Genomic DNA, 13,197 nt, shown 5'->3' with positions numbered 1-13,197 from the left:
AGGATAACGGCATGACACTACCTAATTTTGATCAACTGCTCGATAAATACGCGGCACTTGCGGTGGATACGGGCGTGGGGGTGAAACCCGGCGACACGGTCTACTTGCAGGTGGCGACCGACCAGCGGCCGCTGGCCCACCGCATCATTGAAGCAGCCTACGCGCGCGGCGCCGCTGAGGTACAGGTCTGGTGGCAGGACGATTTTCAAAAACGCCAAGACATGCTGCACCTCGCCGACGACCGGCTGAAGCAGCAAGCCCCGCAGACCAAGGTCATGTTCGATTACTGGCTTGCCCACGCGGCCAAGCGCATCACCGTGACCTCCAGCGACCCGGACAACCTCGCCGGCATCGACCCGGCGCGTGTGGCCGCCTACCAAAGCGGCTTCCAGAAAAGCTACGCGGCCCTGAGTGCGGCGATTTCCGGCAACCAAATTGCCTGGACCATCATCGGCGCCGCGTCACCGAAGTGGGCGGCCAAGGTCTTCCCCGGCGACGATCCGGAAACGGCGACAGACAAGCTGTGGGACGCTATTTTCAAAACGGTCCGCATCTACGAAGACGACCCGGAAGCTGCATGGGCCAAGCACGAGGCCCGGCTGCGCGAGAAAGCTGACTGGCTGAACGCCGAGCAGTTCGACGCTTTGCACTACCAGGCGCCGGGCACGGACCTCACCGTCGGCCTGCCGATCGGCCACATTTGGAATGGCGGCAGCGGCGAAAACGCCAAGGGCGAAGTCTTCACCGCGAACATGCCGACCGAAGAAGTCTTCACTGCCCCGGACAACCGCCGCATCGACGGCACGGTCGCATCGACCAAGCCGCTGTCGTATTCCGGCAGCATTTTGCAGGACATGCACTTTACCTTCAAAAATGGCCAGGTCGTATCGGCCCATGCCGGCCAAGGCGATGAGGTCCTGCAACATCTGCTGGCCATTTCCGGAGCACGCTCTCTGGGCGAGATCTCGCTGGTGCCCGACCCGTCGCCGATCAGCCAGTCGGGCCTGATCTTCTTCAGCACCCTGTATGACGAAAACGCGTCGGATCACATGGCGCTGGGCATGGCCTACCCGTTCTCACTTGAAGGCGGCACCAAGCTGACCCCGGCTGAGCTGACCGCCCGCGGCCTGAACGTTGCCGACACCCATGTCGATTTCATGATGGGCTCGGCGCAAATGGATATCGATGGTATCAAGAAGGACGGCACCGTGGTCCCGATTTTCCGCAGCGGCGATTGGGCCTGACCGGGTTTTACCCAAAAATATAAATCAGCAGTCCTCAATTAATCAGGACTGCTGATTTTTTAGTTTTTGAAGCTGTGGAGCGGGGCAGGAATCTGGCCGCCGCGGTTGACGAACACGCTGGCGTCCCCGTCATTGACAGCCATGATTGGCGCGCGGCCGAACAGCCCGCCGAATTCGATGGTCTCACCGACGTCCTTGCCCGGCACCGGAATCACGCGCACCGCGGTGGTCTTATTGTTGACGATGCCGATGGCCGCCTCATCGGCGATCATGCCGCTGATGGTGGTGGCCGGCGTCTTGCCCGGAATCGCGATCATGTCCAGGCCAACCGAGCACACGGCCGTCATGGCCTCGAGCTTTTCGATGGTGATCTGGCCGGCTGCCGCGGCGGCGATCATGTTCGCGTCTTCAGACACCGGAATGAAGGCCCTGAGAGCCCGCCCACTTTTTCCGCGGCCATGATGCCGCCTTTTTTGACGGCGTCGTTGAGCAGCGCCAGCGCCGCGGTGGTGCCCGGCGTGCCGACATGACTCAGGCCCAGCGTCTCGAGAATCTGCGCCACGGAATCATTGCGCGCCGGGGTCGGGGCCAGCGACAAGTCGACAATGTTGAACGGGACCCCCAGCCGCTCGGCCGCGACCTTGCCCACAAACTGGCCCATCCGCGAAACCTTGAAGGCGGTTTGCTTGATCTGCTCGCAGACCTGCTCAAACGTCGCGTGCGGCTGGTCCGCCAGCGCGCGCTGGACCACCCCGGGCCCGGAAACGCCGGTGTTGATGGCCACGTCGCCTTCCGACACGCCCCAAAACGCGCCCGCCATGAACGGATTGTCCTCCACCGCATTGGCAAAAATCACCAGCTTCATCGCGTTGACCGGATCGATCGCCGATACGTCCTTGACGACCTGGCCCATCAGCTTCACGGCGTCCATGTTGAGGCCACTGCGAGTCGCCCCGACGTTCACCGAGGCGCAGACGCGCTCGGTGGTGGCAAGCGCCTCGGGTAAGCTGTTGATCAACGCGACGTCGGCCGGTGTGCAGCCCGCCTGCACGGTCGCAGAGTAGCCGCCGATCAGGTCGACTTGCACTGCCTTGGCGGCGCGGTCCATCGCCTGCGCAATGGCGGGAAAATTGGGCTTGGGGTCGCTGCCGGCCAGCAGCGCCACCGGGGTGACACTGATGCGCTTATTGACGATGGGGATCCCGAATTCATTTTCGATCGCGTCCGCCACCGCTACGAGGTTAGCGGCCTTGGCGGTGATCTTATCGTAGAGCCGCGCAGCAGTGGTGCTGGTGTCGCCCGTGATGCAGTCCAGTAGCGAGATGCCCATGGTGATGGTGCGAATGTCGAGGTTCTCCTCGCTGATCATTTCTATGGTTTCTTTGATCTGATTGCTTTCCATCATGCGCCTCCTGGGTTACAGCTTGTGCATCGCGTCAAAAATCTCCTGCCGCGCGATTTTGACCTCGACGCCGATGTCTGCGCCCAAGTCCTGCAGCTGCGTTTTAACGGCCGTGAAGTCCGCCTCAGCCGGCAGCTGCGCCAGGAGCATCATCGTGAACGCCCCGCGCATGATAGTCTGCGACACGTCCAAAATGTTGACGTCCAGGGCTGCCAGCTTGGTTGTGACGGCCGCGATAATGCCCACCTTATCCGTCCCGATGACCGTGATGATGACTTGCATGAAACCGCCTCCTGAGTGTTAAGTTGCTCTCAGTTTAGCATACCGAAAGCGCGTCTGGCGGGTTTTTCAGTGGTTGCAAAAAGTGGCTCGCAACAAGCGGGCCACTGGTGGCTTAACCTCTGGCAATAAACTGCGACGTAATCTCGACGCGGCCATGCTTGGCCCCGGTCGCCAAAGCCAGCGCGGCCTGGCCGACGGCGTCAAGGTGGTGATCGATGGTCGAAATGCCCATCAAGCGGCCGGCGGTTTCGTTCTCCTGACCCATCATCGCCGGTGGCTGCAGGCCGTGTTCCACGTAGTACTCCAGCACCCCGGCGGCGATGTCGTCGCCGTTTGAGAACACGAAGTCCGGCTGCAGCTTAGCAAAAAACGCCCCGGCGGCCTTGCCGTCCTCGTTGGTCATAGAGCTTACCCAGTTGCGCGTCGGATCCGGCGGCGTGCCGAACACGGCGGTGTAGGCCTCGACCATGGTGCGCGAGGTTGCAGACAGCTTGGGCTCACGCGGCAGCATCAGACTGACGTGCTGATAGCCGCGGGCGCGAATCCATTCAAACGCCTGGCGGTAGCTGTCCTTGCGGTCGGTGAACGCCGCGGCGATGTCAACCGCCCCTGGGTCTTCGCACACCACCACCGGGCCGAACTGCTGGTACTTGGCCAAGTCGGCCAGCGGGCTTTCGTGCGAAGTGAAAATCAGACCGTCAAAGGAGCGGCGGCGGAACTGCTCCAGGAATTGTTTTTCCAGCTTGGGCTGGTAATTAGACGGCAGCAGGGTCACCTGATAGCCTTGCGCAAAGGCGGCCTCCGTGATGCTTTGCATGAGCGCCGTGTAGTACGGGTGCACGAAGATCGGCAGCACCACCCCGATTTTCATGGTCTTGCCGCGGCTCAGGTCGCGGGCAACTTCGCTGGGCGCGTAATCCAGCTCGTCAATCACCGCCTGGACCTTCGCCCGGACAGCGTCTGAGACATATTTTCGATGGTTCAGCACCCGGGAAACGGTCGAAACCGAGTAGCCGCTGATGCGCGCAATGTCGTGAATGTTTGTCATGATGATCCTCCGCCTCTTAGTGTAGCAGAAGCGTTGCGGCGAATGCGAGTCAGGACCGCCTGCTTTTCCTCTTCGCTGTGATCGCCTGGCATGGCCAAAATGACCAGCTGGGACACCGCATGAGCACCCTCACCTGAGCCCCATGCCACCGGCTCGGCCAGCGTCAACAGCAACGTCCGCGGCGCCTTCAGCGCATCGCTTGACGCGTACACGATCACGGCCTGGTCCCCGGCGAACTGCGCGCCTTGCGCCTCGCTGGCCAACATGCTGGCGTGCAGCGCAGTCTCGTCCAGCTTGAAGGCTTTGGCCGCCTGCTTGGCTGCCTCGGCCAGCGCGCCAAGTTCCGACTGATCCGCCAAGTCCAGGTTCACTAGGGCAGTTTTACGAAATAATGTGTCAAACATGATGACGACCTCCTATGATTGCCATGCGCTTCGCCGCGGATCGAATCGCTGTTTCTATCAACAAGGTCACTGTAAATTATGGGACGGGTTTCAGGTCAAGCGCTTTCACGAAAAAAGTTGAAAAACTTTTTCAAGCCAGCAAAAAACCGCCTGCAACTGCAGGCGGTTCAGCGTTTGAGGCAAGTTTGTTATTCCGAGCGCAACGCGATCGCCGCATCCTTCTTGGCCGCCATGCGGGCCGGCACATGGCCGCCCAGCAGAGTCAAGACGGTGGAAATGATGACCAGCACGATGGCGTGGACCGGATTGAGCACGGCAACGCCTGCCAGGCCGGTGACATTTTCCAACACCACATTGATTGGGAAGGTCAGCGCCCAAGCGACCACGATGCCGAACAAGCCGGCGCCGATGCCCAGAATGAAGGTCTCGGCGTCAAACACGCGCGTAATGTCCTTCTTCCGCGCGCCCAGGGCCTTGAGCACCCCGATTTCCTTGGTGCGCTCAATGACTGAAGTGTAGGTCAAGATGGCGATCATGATCATGGAAGTGACCAGCGAGATCCCGGCGAAGGCGACCAGTACATACGTGACCGCATCCATCAGGCCACCGGTCATGTCGGATACGGTGCCGGCCAGGTCGGTGTAAATCACCTTATCAGCTCGCTTGTGGTGCTTGTTCCACTGGTCCAGGTAGCTGAGCACCTTGTCCTTGAGCTTGAAGGTGGTCGGATAAATCTGGATGGAAATCGGCGTGCTGGTGCCGCCCAAAGTCGTCAGCATCCCCGCGCGTGTCGCTTGATCCATCGGCTGGCCGGTCATAACATTGGTCTGGCTGGCTTTTTGGGCGGCGACGATCGCCGAGTTCTTGTTGTCATTCAGAACCTGCTTGGTCAAAGCTGAACTGTAAGCGATGCCTGAGGACAGCAACCCATCGGAATTCTTGGACTTGACCCGCACAATGCCGCGAATGGTCAGAGTCTTCGTCGACGGCGCCGTTGCGGCACTACTCAGATCCTGGTTAGGCAGGTAGGTCCCGGTCGGCAGCTTCATGTAGTAGTGGTCGTTAGTGACCAGCTTGACCGTGGTGCCAATCAAATCGTCGTAGTTAAACTTCTGCCCTTCCATGACCGTGAGGCCGAGGTTCTTCAGCGCGTTGATGTTGACGTTATTCTTCTTGTCGACCACCAGCACAATGTCTGTGGCCTTGGTGGGGTAACGCCCGGCGAGAACCTTGTAATAGGTCTGCAGGAAGGTCTTGCCCGAGCTGGTGCGGCGAACAGGGTAAACCGCGCCGCCGACGCCGGTGGACGCAGCCATCATCGAACCGTAATCAGCACTGCTGCTGTCGGGGTTGGCCGTCGAAAAGCTGACGGCCTTGTACTTGCCGTCAACCTGGCGAATCAGGTTCATGCCCGTGCCGTAAGAAACGGCAATATTGCGCGCGTCGGCCGTCGGCATTTTGTCCAGGTAGTCCAGGTAGGACTGGCTCAGCTTGTTGGTGTGCTGGGCTTTATCGGCCGCACTCTTTTCGGCCATCACCTGTTTCGACTTGGAAAAAGTCTTGGTGTCCGTCCCGGTCATCAGCGAGTTGGTGTCCGTCCCGGTTTGCGAAATCGTTACCGGCATGGAGGCCATCGCCTCGCTTTGCGTCTTATCGATCTGCTTTTGGAAGCCGTTGGACAAGGCCAGCACCACCGCGATGCCGATGATCCCGATGCTGGAGGCAAAAACGGTCAGGAACGTCCGCCCTTTTTTGGTGCGAATGTTGGTCCAAGACAGCTTGAGCGCGGTCAGGTAGCTCATCTTGGTGCGCTTGAGCTGAAACGCCTCGGCCTTTTCCGCCTCGACGTGCGGGTGCGAATCATGCATGATTTTCCCGTCGGCGAAGTTGATCACGCGGTCGGCGTACTTCTTGGCCAGATCCGGGTTGTGCGTGACCATGATGACCAGGCGCTCGCGCGACAGGTCCTGGATCAGCTGCATGATCTCCTCAGAGGTCTCCGAGTCCAGTGCCCCCGTCGGCTCATCGGCCAGCAAAATCTCCGGGTCGTTAGCGATGGCGCGGGCGATTGCCACGCGCTGCATCTGACCGCCAGACAGCTGGCTGGGCTGCTTGTGCATGTGGTCTTTGAGGCCGACACGGATCAAGGCGTCTTCGGCCCGCTTCTTCTTTTCCGCCGCCGGCACGCCGGACAGCGTCATCCCCATCTCGACGTTTTCGATGATCGACAGGTGGGTGATCAGGTTGTACGACTGAAAAATAAAGCCGACCGAGTTGTTCCGGTAAGCGTCCCAGTCTGAGTCCTTGAAATCCTTGGTCGAGCGGCCCTTGATCAGCAGGTCGCCGGAGTCGTAGCGGTCAAGCCCGCCGATGATGTTGAGCATCGTCGTCTTCCCCGAGCCGCTGGGGCCGAGAATGGCGACGAATTCCTGCTTGCGAAACGCAACGGACACGTCATCTTGCGCCTTGGTCAGGGTGTCACCGACGTGGTAGTACTTTTTAATGTGTTTGAGTTCGAGCACAATTTTGCCTCCTAGCCCTTGATGGTTCTAAGCATACGCGTTTGGCAAGGGGTGCGTCACCTTTTTTCGCCGCAGCGTCGATTACCCTCAGATTATTATGACGGTTCGTCGCATCTTCAGCGTCCGTCGCAAGCCCGATTCTTATTAAAAATTGAAAAAGCCGCGCAGGGGGCTGCGCGGCTCGGGTTGTGGAAAACGCGATTTAGGCCGGCTGCATATCGCGGTCTAAATCCTTGTCGTCCTTGCTTGCTTTGGCCTTTTCGGCCGCGATTTCATCGTCCGTCAGCATATCCTTGACCGTCATTTTCACTTCGGTCACATCCATGCCAGTCATTTGCTTCACGTTCTTGACGATTTCGTCAGTGGCCTGGTCAAACACCTTGGGCGCGTCTTCGCCGTAGCGCATCGTCGCGTCCAGTTCCACCTTGACCTTCTGGTTGTCGTCCACATTCACGGCAACGCCAGCTTTCGGGTCGGCATCCTTGCGCAAAAAGTCGGTCATGTCATGGAACATGCCGCCTTCCAGGCGCAGCAAACCGTCCACGTCGGCGGCGGTGATGCCGGCGATTTTTTGGATGACCGCATCGTCAAACCGCAATTCCTTCTTTAGTTCTAAGTCGCGGTCTTCATCTGCCATTTCCGGCTTCTTGGTGTCCTGCAGACCCTGATCGCCGTACAGATCCGTGGTGCTTTTATCTAAGCGGTTCAAGTGCTTCTTCATGTCTTCGTTAGTCATCTTGGCCTCCTTTGGCAGCGGCCGAATCAATCGGCCTGTCAACAGTGGTCGGGTAAAGCGTCAAGCCTGGTGCTTCTGCCACTCACTTCTGGTCAAAACATCCGCGACGTGCAAGTTGAGCTCGACCAGCTGCAGGCCGGTCATACGCAGCGCCGCAGCTTGCACCGCCGTGATCAGCGCCTCGTGCACGGCCTTGGCGTCAGCGTCGAACTCGAGTAACGCCGTCATGTCAACGGCGACCTGGTGCTCGCCCACCTCGGCCTTAATGCCCTTGGTAATTTTCTCATCGCGGCCCAGACTTTCGGCCATTTTGTCAACGACATTGCCGTCCATGGCGAGAATTCCCGGGATCTGCTGCGCGCAGATGCCGGCAATCTTCTCCAGGACGTAGGGTTCAAAGGTCAGTTTGGAGCTGGTCGCCGCCGTGGTGCTGGCAGGCGCGGGCGTAGTTTGCATTGGCAATCACCTCACCTCCCGCCGGCGGTTCACCGCCCCATTTTGGAAAAAGGCCATCAGATACGCGCGGCGAGGCCAAAGGTACTTTTCAACGGCCCAGCCGCCGGTCGCCATCAGCGCGACAAACAACATTCCCAGAAAACCGAAGCGCAGCCAGGCGAGGGCAATGCCGCCGCCAATCAGCGCGCCTGTCAGGTATTTTGGCATGGCGTCTCCTTTCTCACTACAGCACCCGGGCGGCATTGTCCGGGGCCTTCGTGCCAGGGTGAAGGTTGACCTTGATCTTCTTCACCGGAACGCCAAGCAGCCGCTCAAGCTTGCCTTGCGCGGTCGCCTCAATGCCTTCAACTTGCGTCTTCAAGTTGGTGGGCTCAAGGCTGTACGCATCAATGGTCGCCTGCTTGACCTGCGTCTTGTGCATTTTTGCATCCACGGTGACGCCTTTGACCGGATGCGCGGCGGCGACAGCCTTCGCCACCGCATTTTCGACCGCCTGCTTGGACACAGACAAGTCGCCGCGGTCATTGGCCAGCACCAGCTTAGTCGTCGTTGACGGCCTCAGCACGGCGACCAGCAGCATGATCAAAAACGCGAGGCCGACAAACGCAGCTAGGCCGAACAGGACCCAGTGCGCCGGCTGCCAGTACAGCAAAAGCCAGGTGCGAACCCCAGCGAGCGGCCAGGTCAGCGCCATGACGGCCAGGGCCTGGACAAGCCCGATGATGGCCACCATGCCGAGGCCTGCTTTGGTCAGTGGTCGCATCGTTTTCCCTCCTTCAGCCGCCGCGGTCAGGCGCGGTCACGCTTCTTGCCGAGGGTGCCGATCAGCAGCGAAACGATGAGCACGACCACAATTGCACCGATGATTGCCGGAATCACGGCCATCCCGGCGACATTCGGCCCCCAGTTGCCGAGCAGGCTGCCGCCCACCCAGGCCCCAACGAGCCCGCCGATGATATTCCCGATCCACCCACCTGGCAGATCGCGGCCGACGATCATCGAACCGATTGCACCAATCACTGCCCCAATAATGAGGACCCAGATCAGATGTAACATAGTTCCCACTCCCTTCAGTGGATTGTCGAGATGGCCGCACCACTCTGGCACTGCACCATCCAATGTCAACAATCGAGAGCGGCCGCCCGCGTTGCCTAGGACGAGCGCGGTCGCATTAGCACCGGAAAAGCGGCTCTTCCGGCTCCTCGGGGATACGTTGTGGCAGGGCTCTCCCCTGCCTAATATAAGCGTAACTGAATATATCGGCCTTGCGCAATGAATATGATTATTAAAATAATCAACTATCACTTATATTTGAGACGATCAGCGCCACACCAGGTGACTGAGCACGTTCATCCCCAGTGCAACCAGTGCCAGCAAACCGGCGATCCAGCCCGCCAGCACATTCAGGCTCACCCAAGTCAAAAGGCCAGCGGGGGCCACAAGCCTCACCAGTCCAGCTGCCGCCAGCAGCAACACCGCAAACACCGGCAGCCCGCGCATCATGGTGCGCAGATCGGCGCTCGACAGGCTGGCTCCGAAACTCAGGAGCAGCGTGAGCAGCAGCCATGCGCCGACCCAAGGCCAGGCCGGCATCATCGTGCCCAGCCCGACCAGCGCCAGCGGCTGCCCCGGCCAAAACGCCCGCTTGCCAACGGCCAGCACCACTGCCCCAAACGTCCACACCGGCGCGCCGCCGGCAAAAAACAACCCCAGGCGCTGCCACAAGGAGTGTTTGTTGAAACTGAACGTCACGTGCCCTGCCGAGCGCCGATCTGCGCTTTGGTGCACCGAGAATTCTTGAATCTGAAGACCAAACAGGCGGCCCACCAGCGCGTGCGCCGTTTCGTGAACCCACAACCCTGGCAACATCTGCCACAACTGTGCGTTCGACTTGCCCGTCACATTGACAATGTGCTGAATGGTCCGCGCGTTGAGCCAGGACAAAATCATGGCCGATGCGAGCAAAATCACCAGCGTGGCGCCAACTGTTTGCAGATAGATCACCAGATGACCCCCTTTCGGTTTATTTTGGCCATTGTACCACGCCGGCCAGGCGCCTTTGGCCGAATCCAGTGCCCCCCGGCCAGTTGACAGCAATTCAGCTTTAGCGCAGAATTATCGTATTCGCGCTCTTAGCTCAGCAGGATAGAGCAACTGCCTCCTAAGCAGAAGATCATCGGTTCGATTCCGATAGAGCGCAGCACCGAACTAAAGCGAGACCAGAAATCTAATTTCTGGTCTTTTTTGATGTAATTAAAAAGACCCGCCTGAGCGAGCCCCATTTTGTTATTCACCGTCTTGATACGACGCGGCAACCGAGTCCCACATTTTCTTCATGCGGCGCTTCTTGCTCCAGCCGATCAGGATCATCATGATCGTGTTGTTGGTTTTCTTGATGTCATCGGCATATTCGGCGTTTTCGTGATAAACGACGTCGGTTTTATCATCCTCAGTGCCGGCCAGATCGTAGCGCGTGTGATAAGTATCACCGCCGGCAATCGTATCGAAGGCGTAAGTTTGATTTTGCACCAGCTTCGAGATTTTGATCCGAATCGTGCCGCGCGCGCCAACCGACTTCTTGTATTCAAAACCCGCCAGCTGGGCAAACGTCAAGTCTTGCCCGGTTTCGTGCTTAATGTCGTACAGCACCGAATCAATCAGTTTCTGATAGAAAAATGACACGGGTGCATCAACAGTACTGGTTACTTTCATTAAAAAGGCCTCCGAATATTCGCGCACATCGCGTTGTCTATACCACTATTATCAGCTAATGGCAGCGCTGACGCAAGGGGGCTAAGCTTTTCGCCGCTTGCCCTTGTTCTTGCGATCCCGCAGCCGATTCTTGTGGTGTTTCTTCCTAGCCGGTGCGGCCTTGACCGCTTCAACCGGCTGGCCTGAAGCCACCGGCGCGGGCGTCTGAGCCGCTGGCACGGTGGGTGCAGTCCGCGGCGCCTTGGCAAGTTTCAGCGTCGCTGCTTCTTCCTTCGGCGCTTCCGTGGACATTTTGCCGTCGTTCAGGTAGCCGCGCACGATGTCGTACTGCGGCACCAACTTGCGCAAATCGCGCAGGTCGTGGTCGTCGCCCAGCGTCACCACCATCCCCTTGGCGCCCATGCGGCCAGTCCGGCCGGCGCGGTGAATGTAGGCCTCCGCGCGGGTTGGCGTCTGGTAGTTGATCACGGCCGGCAGGTGCGGAATGTCAAGCCCGCGTCCGGCCAAGTCCGTGACCAGCAGCAACGTCACCTTGCCTTTGCGAAAGGCATTCAAGGCGTTGGCGCGCGTCGTCGAGCGGTCGGTGCGGTTCAACACCGCGAATTTGACGCTTTGGTGGCTGAGTGTGCGCGCAACTTTCATCATCACCGCATTTTGATTGAAGAACACCAGGGCCTGGAACTTGTCCAGGTGCGCCAGGTGCCGCAGCCAGACCTCGCGGTGGGCGTTGTCGGTTTGCACAAAATAATGCATGACCGCGCCTTGGGTGTGGTCGATATCGCGCACGTCAATGATTTCCACTTCCTGGCCGAACTCTTTGGCCAGGTCCTTGAACAGCGGACTTTCCGTCGCGCTGAAAAAGGTCAGCTGAACGTCTTCCGGCGCGGCCTGGGCCAGCTCGCGGACCTGACTGAGGCCCGGCTCGCGCAGCATTTCATCCGCCTCGTCGATGACGATGGTCTTCAGCGCGGCCAGCTTGAGGCGCCGGGATTGCACGAGCTCCAGCAGCCGCCCGGCCGTGGCAATGATCACCTCGGGTTTCTCCTCGAGCTGTTCAAGCTGGCGCTTCACATTCGCCGACCCGGTCACCCCGACCAGGTGCAGGCCCGCCGCCTGGGTGTATGGCCGCATCACGTCGCGGGTCTGGATCGCCAGCTCCTGAGACGGGCTGATCACCAGCAGCTGCAACCCGGCGCCTGGCGTGGTCTGCTCGAGCAGCGGCAGCGCAAAGGCCAGCGTTTTGCCCGAGCCAGTCGGGGCTAATCCGACCAGTGACCGTCCGTCCTTGAGCGGCTGATAAACTTGTTCCTGAATTGGCGTTTCGGCCTTGAAGCCGGAAGCGTCCCACAGGGGTTGAAACATCGAAGCTATTGGCATGTTGTCTCCTATTCCGGGTCTGTCCCGAAGTGAATGTCTGTCGTCGCACGCAAGCGTCCCATCACCGTGTGCACCTGCTTGGCCAAGTTAAACGCTTTGGCACAGGCCGCATGGTCGCCGGACTCGATGGCGCGGCCAAAGAATTCTGCCTCATAGGCCAAGGGGTTGTCGACCTGCGGCTTGGCCAAGTCTTGCGCATCAGCGCCAAAGGTGTGCGCATGATCAAGCACGCCGGTCGCGCCAAAACTCAGCGTTGTTTTGCCAAAATAGATCTCGCTTGGGGCCTGCGTGATGTAATTTTTCCCAGTCAGCAAAGTCACGTTGCCAAAATCGTAGGACAGGCTGGCCACCCCGCTGCCGTCGACCCCGCTGGACAGGACATTGGGCAGGTAAACCACCTCACTGGGCAGGCCAAACCAGCCAATGGCCGCGTACACGGAGTAAACGCCAAGGTCCATCAGTGCGCCCCCGCCAAAGCGTGGCGAGAAGATGTTAGGATCATCCCCAGCCAGGTAGGCATCGTAACGCGAGGAGTACTTGGCATTCACCAGCGTCGCACCGTTCAGCGCGCCCTTGTGATCCTTGACGTAATCGGCGATCACTTGGAAGTTAGGATCGTAGACGTGCCGCGCCGCCTCAAAAACCAGCAAGTCCGGATGCGCGTCCTGCGCCTCTTCCAAAGCGGCCAGCTGACTGCGATCGGTCACCATGGGCTTTTCCACGATGGCGTGCTTGCCGGCATTTAGCGCCTGAATCGCCTGGCCGGCGTGCAGACCGTTCGGACTGGCAATGTACACGACGTCGATAGCGCTGGCAAAAAACGCGTCCAGGTCCGTGTAAATGGCCGCCTCGTGCGTTTCCGCAATGAAGTGCTGGGCCGTTTCTTCGCGGCGAGAATACACCGCGGCCAGCGTGAACTGTCCCGTCGCCTCGGCCGCCTGCACAAACTGGACCGTGATGCCGTTGGTGCCGATAATTCCTAATTTCAAAGTCCTCCCACCTTTCTCATTATTA

At 59.4% G+C, this 13,197-nt stretch carries 14 protein-coding genes, 1 tRNA gene and 1 pseudogene; 2 read left to right on the top strand and 14 right to left on the bottom strand.

From position 1 onward, the window contains the following. Nucleotides 1–11: 11 nt before the first annotated feature. The gene (locus JUE30_RS02075; protein ID WP_203623394.1) at nucleotides 12–1,244 is read left to right on the top strand and encodes an aminopeptidase; all 1,233 of its coding nucleotides are present in this window, start codon (nucleotides 12–14) and stop codon (nucleotides 1,242–1,244) included. Between the two features lie 59 nt (nucleotides 1,245–1,303). On the opposite strand, the pseudogene JUE30_RS02070 reads toward JUE30_RS02075, so the two are convergent. The 11 genes and pseudogenes from JUE30_RS02070 to JUE30_RS02020 form a co-directional block, all read right to left on the bottom strand. Further along, nucleotides 1,304–2,646, bottom strand: a pseudogene (locus JUE30_RS02070) (PFL family protein). Between the two features lie 15 nt (nucleotides 2,647–2,661). Further along, entirely contained in the window at nucleotides 2,662–2,928 is a 267-nt protein-coding gene (locus JUE30_RS02065) for an ACT domain-containing protein (RefSeq protein WP_125757305.1), read from the bottom strand. A gap of 112 nt (nucleotides 2,929–3,040) precedes the next feature. After that, a complete protein-coding gene (locus JUE30_RS02060; protein ID WP_203623393.1) occupies nucleotides 3,041–3,976 on the bottom strand; it encodes a LacI family DNA-binding transcriptional regulator in 936 nt (311 codons plus the stop codon). After that, complete coding sequence (locus JUE30_RS02055; protein WP_203623392.1) at nucleotides 3,973–4,380, bottom strand: PTS sugar transporter subunit IIA; 408 nt, start codon at nucleotides 4,378–4,380, stop codon at nucleotides 3,973–3,975. The genes JUE30_RS02060 and JUE30_RS02055 overlap by 4 nt, the downstream gene beginning before the upstream one ends. A 188-nt stretch (nucleotides 4,381–4,568) precedes the next feature. Then, nucleotides 4,569–6,902 carry an ATP-binding cassette domain-containing protein gene (locus JUE30_RS02050; RefSeq protein WP_203623391.1) on the bottom strand — a complete coding sequence of 778 codons (2,334 nt, stop codon included), beginning with the start codon at nucleotides 6,900–6,902 and terminating at the stop codon, nucleotides 4,569–4,571. Nucleotides 6,903–7,104: 202 nt separating this feature from the next. Then, complete coding sequence (locus JUE30_RS02045; RefSeq protein ID WP_239061340.1) at nucleotides 7,105–7,638, bottom strand: Asp23/Gls24 family envelope stress response protein; 534 nt, start codon at nucleotides 7,636–7,638, stop codon at nucleotides 7,105–7,107. A 60-nt stretch (nucleotides 7,639–7,698) separates the two neighbouring features. Further along, nucleotides 7,699–8,094 (bottom strand): Asp23/Gls24 family envelope stress response protein, encoded by a 396-nt coding sequence (locus tag JUE30_RS02040; RefSeq protein WP_203623425.1) that lies wholly within the window; start codon nucleotides 8,092–8,094, stop codon nucleotides 7,699–7,701. Between the two features lie 6 nt (nucleotides 8,095–8,100). Further along, nucleotides 8,101–8,301, bottom strand: coding sequence for a hypothetical protein (locus JUE30_RS02035; protein ID WP_203623390.1), 201 nt, complete (start codon nucleotides 8,299–8,301; stop codon nucleotides 8,101–8,103). 16 nt (nucleotides 8,302–8,317) lie between these two features. Then, complete coding sequence (amaP, locus tag JUE30_RS02030) at nucleotides 8,318–8,857, bottom strand: alkaline shock response membrane anchor protein AmaP (protein ID WP_203623389.1); 540 nt, start codon at nucleotides 8,855–8,857, stop codon at nucleotides 8,318–8,320. A 26-nt stretch (nucleotides 8,858–8,883) separates the two neighbouring features. Next, nucleotides 8,884–9,150, bottom strand: coding sequence for a GlsB/YeaQ/YmgE family stress response membrane protein (locus tag JUE30_RS02025; protein ID WP_125757317.1), 267 nt, complete (start codon nucleotides 9,148–9,150; stop codon nucleotides 8,884–8,886). A 264-nt stretch (nucleotides 9,151–9,414) separates the two neighbouring features. Beyond that, nucleotides 9,415–10,098: a hypothetical protein gene (locus JUE30_RS02020; RefSeq protein WP_203623388.1), complete on the bottom strand. Its 684-nt coding sequence runs from the start codon at nucleotides 10,096–10,098 to the stop codon at nucleotides 9,415–9,417. Nucleotides 10,099–10,220: 122 nt separating this feature from the next. On the opposite strand from JUE30_RS02020, the gene JUE30_RS02015 reads away from it, so the two are divergent. Continuing rightward, nucleotides 10,221–10,294: transfer RNA gene (locus JUE30_RS02015), tRNA-Arg, on the top strand. A gap of 86 nt (nucleotides 10,295–10,380) precedes the next feature. Here the strand turns inward: JUE30_RS02015 and JUE30_RS02010 are convergent. The 3 genes from JUE30_RS02010 to JUE30_RS02000 form a co-directional block, all read right to left on the bottom strand. Then, nucleotides 10,381–10,806 (bottom strand): DUF3284 domain-containing protein, encoded by a 426-nt coding sequence (locus JUE30_RS02010; protein WP_125757321.1) that lies wholly within the window; start codon nucleotides 10,804–10,806, stop codon nucleotides 10,381–10,383. Nucleotides 10,807–10,887: 81 nt separating this feature from the next. Further along, on the bottom strand, nucleotides 10,888–12,183 hold the full coding sequence (locus JUE30_RS02005; protein WP_203623387.1) for a DEAD/DEAH box helicase: 1,296 nt from the start codon (nucleotides 12,181–12,183) through the stop codon (nucleotides 10,888–10,890). 8 nt (nucleotides 12,184–12,191) lie between these two features. Continuing rightward, nucleotides 12,192–13,172, bottom strand: coding sequence for a Gfo/Idh/MocA family protein (locus JUE30_RS02000; RefSeq protein ID WP_203623386.1), 981 nt, complete (start codon nucleotides 13,170–13,172; stop codon nucleotides 12,192–12,194). Nucleotides 13,173–13,197 lie beyond the last annotated feature (25 nt).

Source organism: Lacticaseibacillus sp. 866-1 (assembly GCF_016861825.1).
Classification (GTDB): domain Bacteria; phylum Bacillota; class Bacilli; order Lactobacillales; family Lactobacillaceae; genus Lacticaseibacillus.
Note: the sequence above shows the minus strand (reverse complement) of the source record. Positions and strands in the feature narration are given on the sequence as shown.

Excerpts from the sequence above, each read along its gene's own strand:
- JUE30_RS02075 (WP_203623394.1), top strand. The coding sequence starts at position 12 with ATGACACTACCTAATTTTGATCAACTGCTCGATAAATACGCGGCACTT.
- JUE30_RS02065 (WP_125757305.1), bottom strand. The coding sequence starts at position 2,928 with ATGCAAGTCATCATCACGGTCATCGGGACGGATAAGGTGGGCATTATC.
- JUE30_RS02060 (WP_203623393.1), bottom strand. The coding sequence starts at position 3,976 with ATGACAAACATTCACGACATTGCGCGCATCAGCGGCTACTCGGTTTCG.
- JUE30_RS02055 (WP_203623392.1), bottom strand. The coding sequence starts at position 4,380 with ATGTTTGACACATTATTTCGTAAAACTGCCCTAGTGAACCTGGACTTG.
- JUE30_RS02045 (WP_239061340.1), bottom strand. The coding sequence starts at position 7,638 with ATGACTAACGAAGACATGAAGAAGCACTTGAACCGCTTAGATAAAAGC.
- JUE30_RS02040 (WP_203623425.1), bottom strand. The coding sequence starts at position 8,094 with ATGCAAACTACGCCCGCGCCTGCCAGCACCACGGCGGCGACCAGCTCC.
- JUE30_RS02035 (WP_203623390.1), bottom strand. The coding sequence starts at position 8,301 with ATGCCAAAATACCTGACAGGCGCGCTGATTGGCGGCGGCATTGCCCTC.
- amaP (WP_203623389.1), bottom strand. The coding sequence starts at position 8,857 with ATGCGACCACTGACCAAAGCAGGCCTCGGCATGGTGGCCATCATCGGG.
- JUE30_RS02025 (WP_125757317.1), bottom strand. The coding sequence starts at position 9,150 with ATGTTACATCTGATCTGGGTCCTCATTATTGGGGCAGTGATTGGTGCA.
- JUE30_RS02010 (WP_125757321.1), bottom strand. The coding sequence starts at position 10,806 with ATGAAAGTAACCAGTACTGTTGATGCACCCGTGTCATTTTTCTATCAG.
- JUE30_RS02005 (WP_203623387.1), bottom strand. The coding sequence starts at position 12,183 with ATGCCAATAGCTTCGATGTTTCAACCCCTGTGGGACGCTTCCGGCTTC.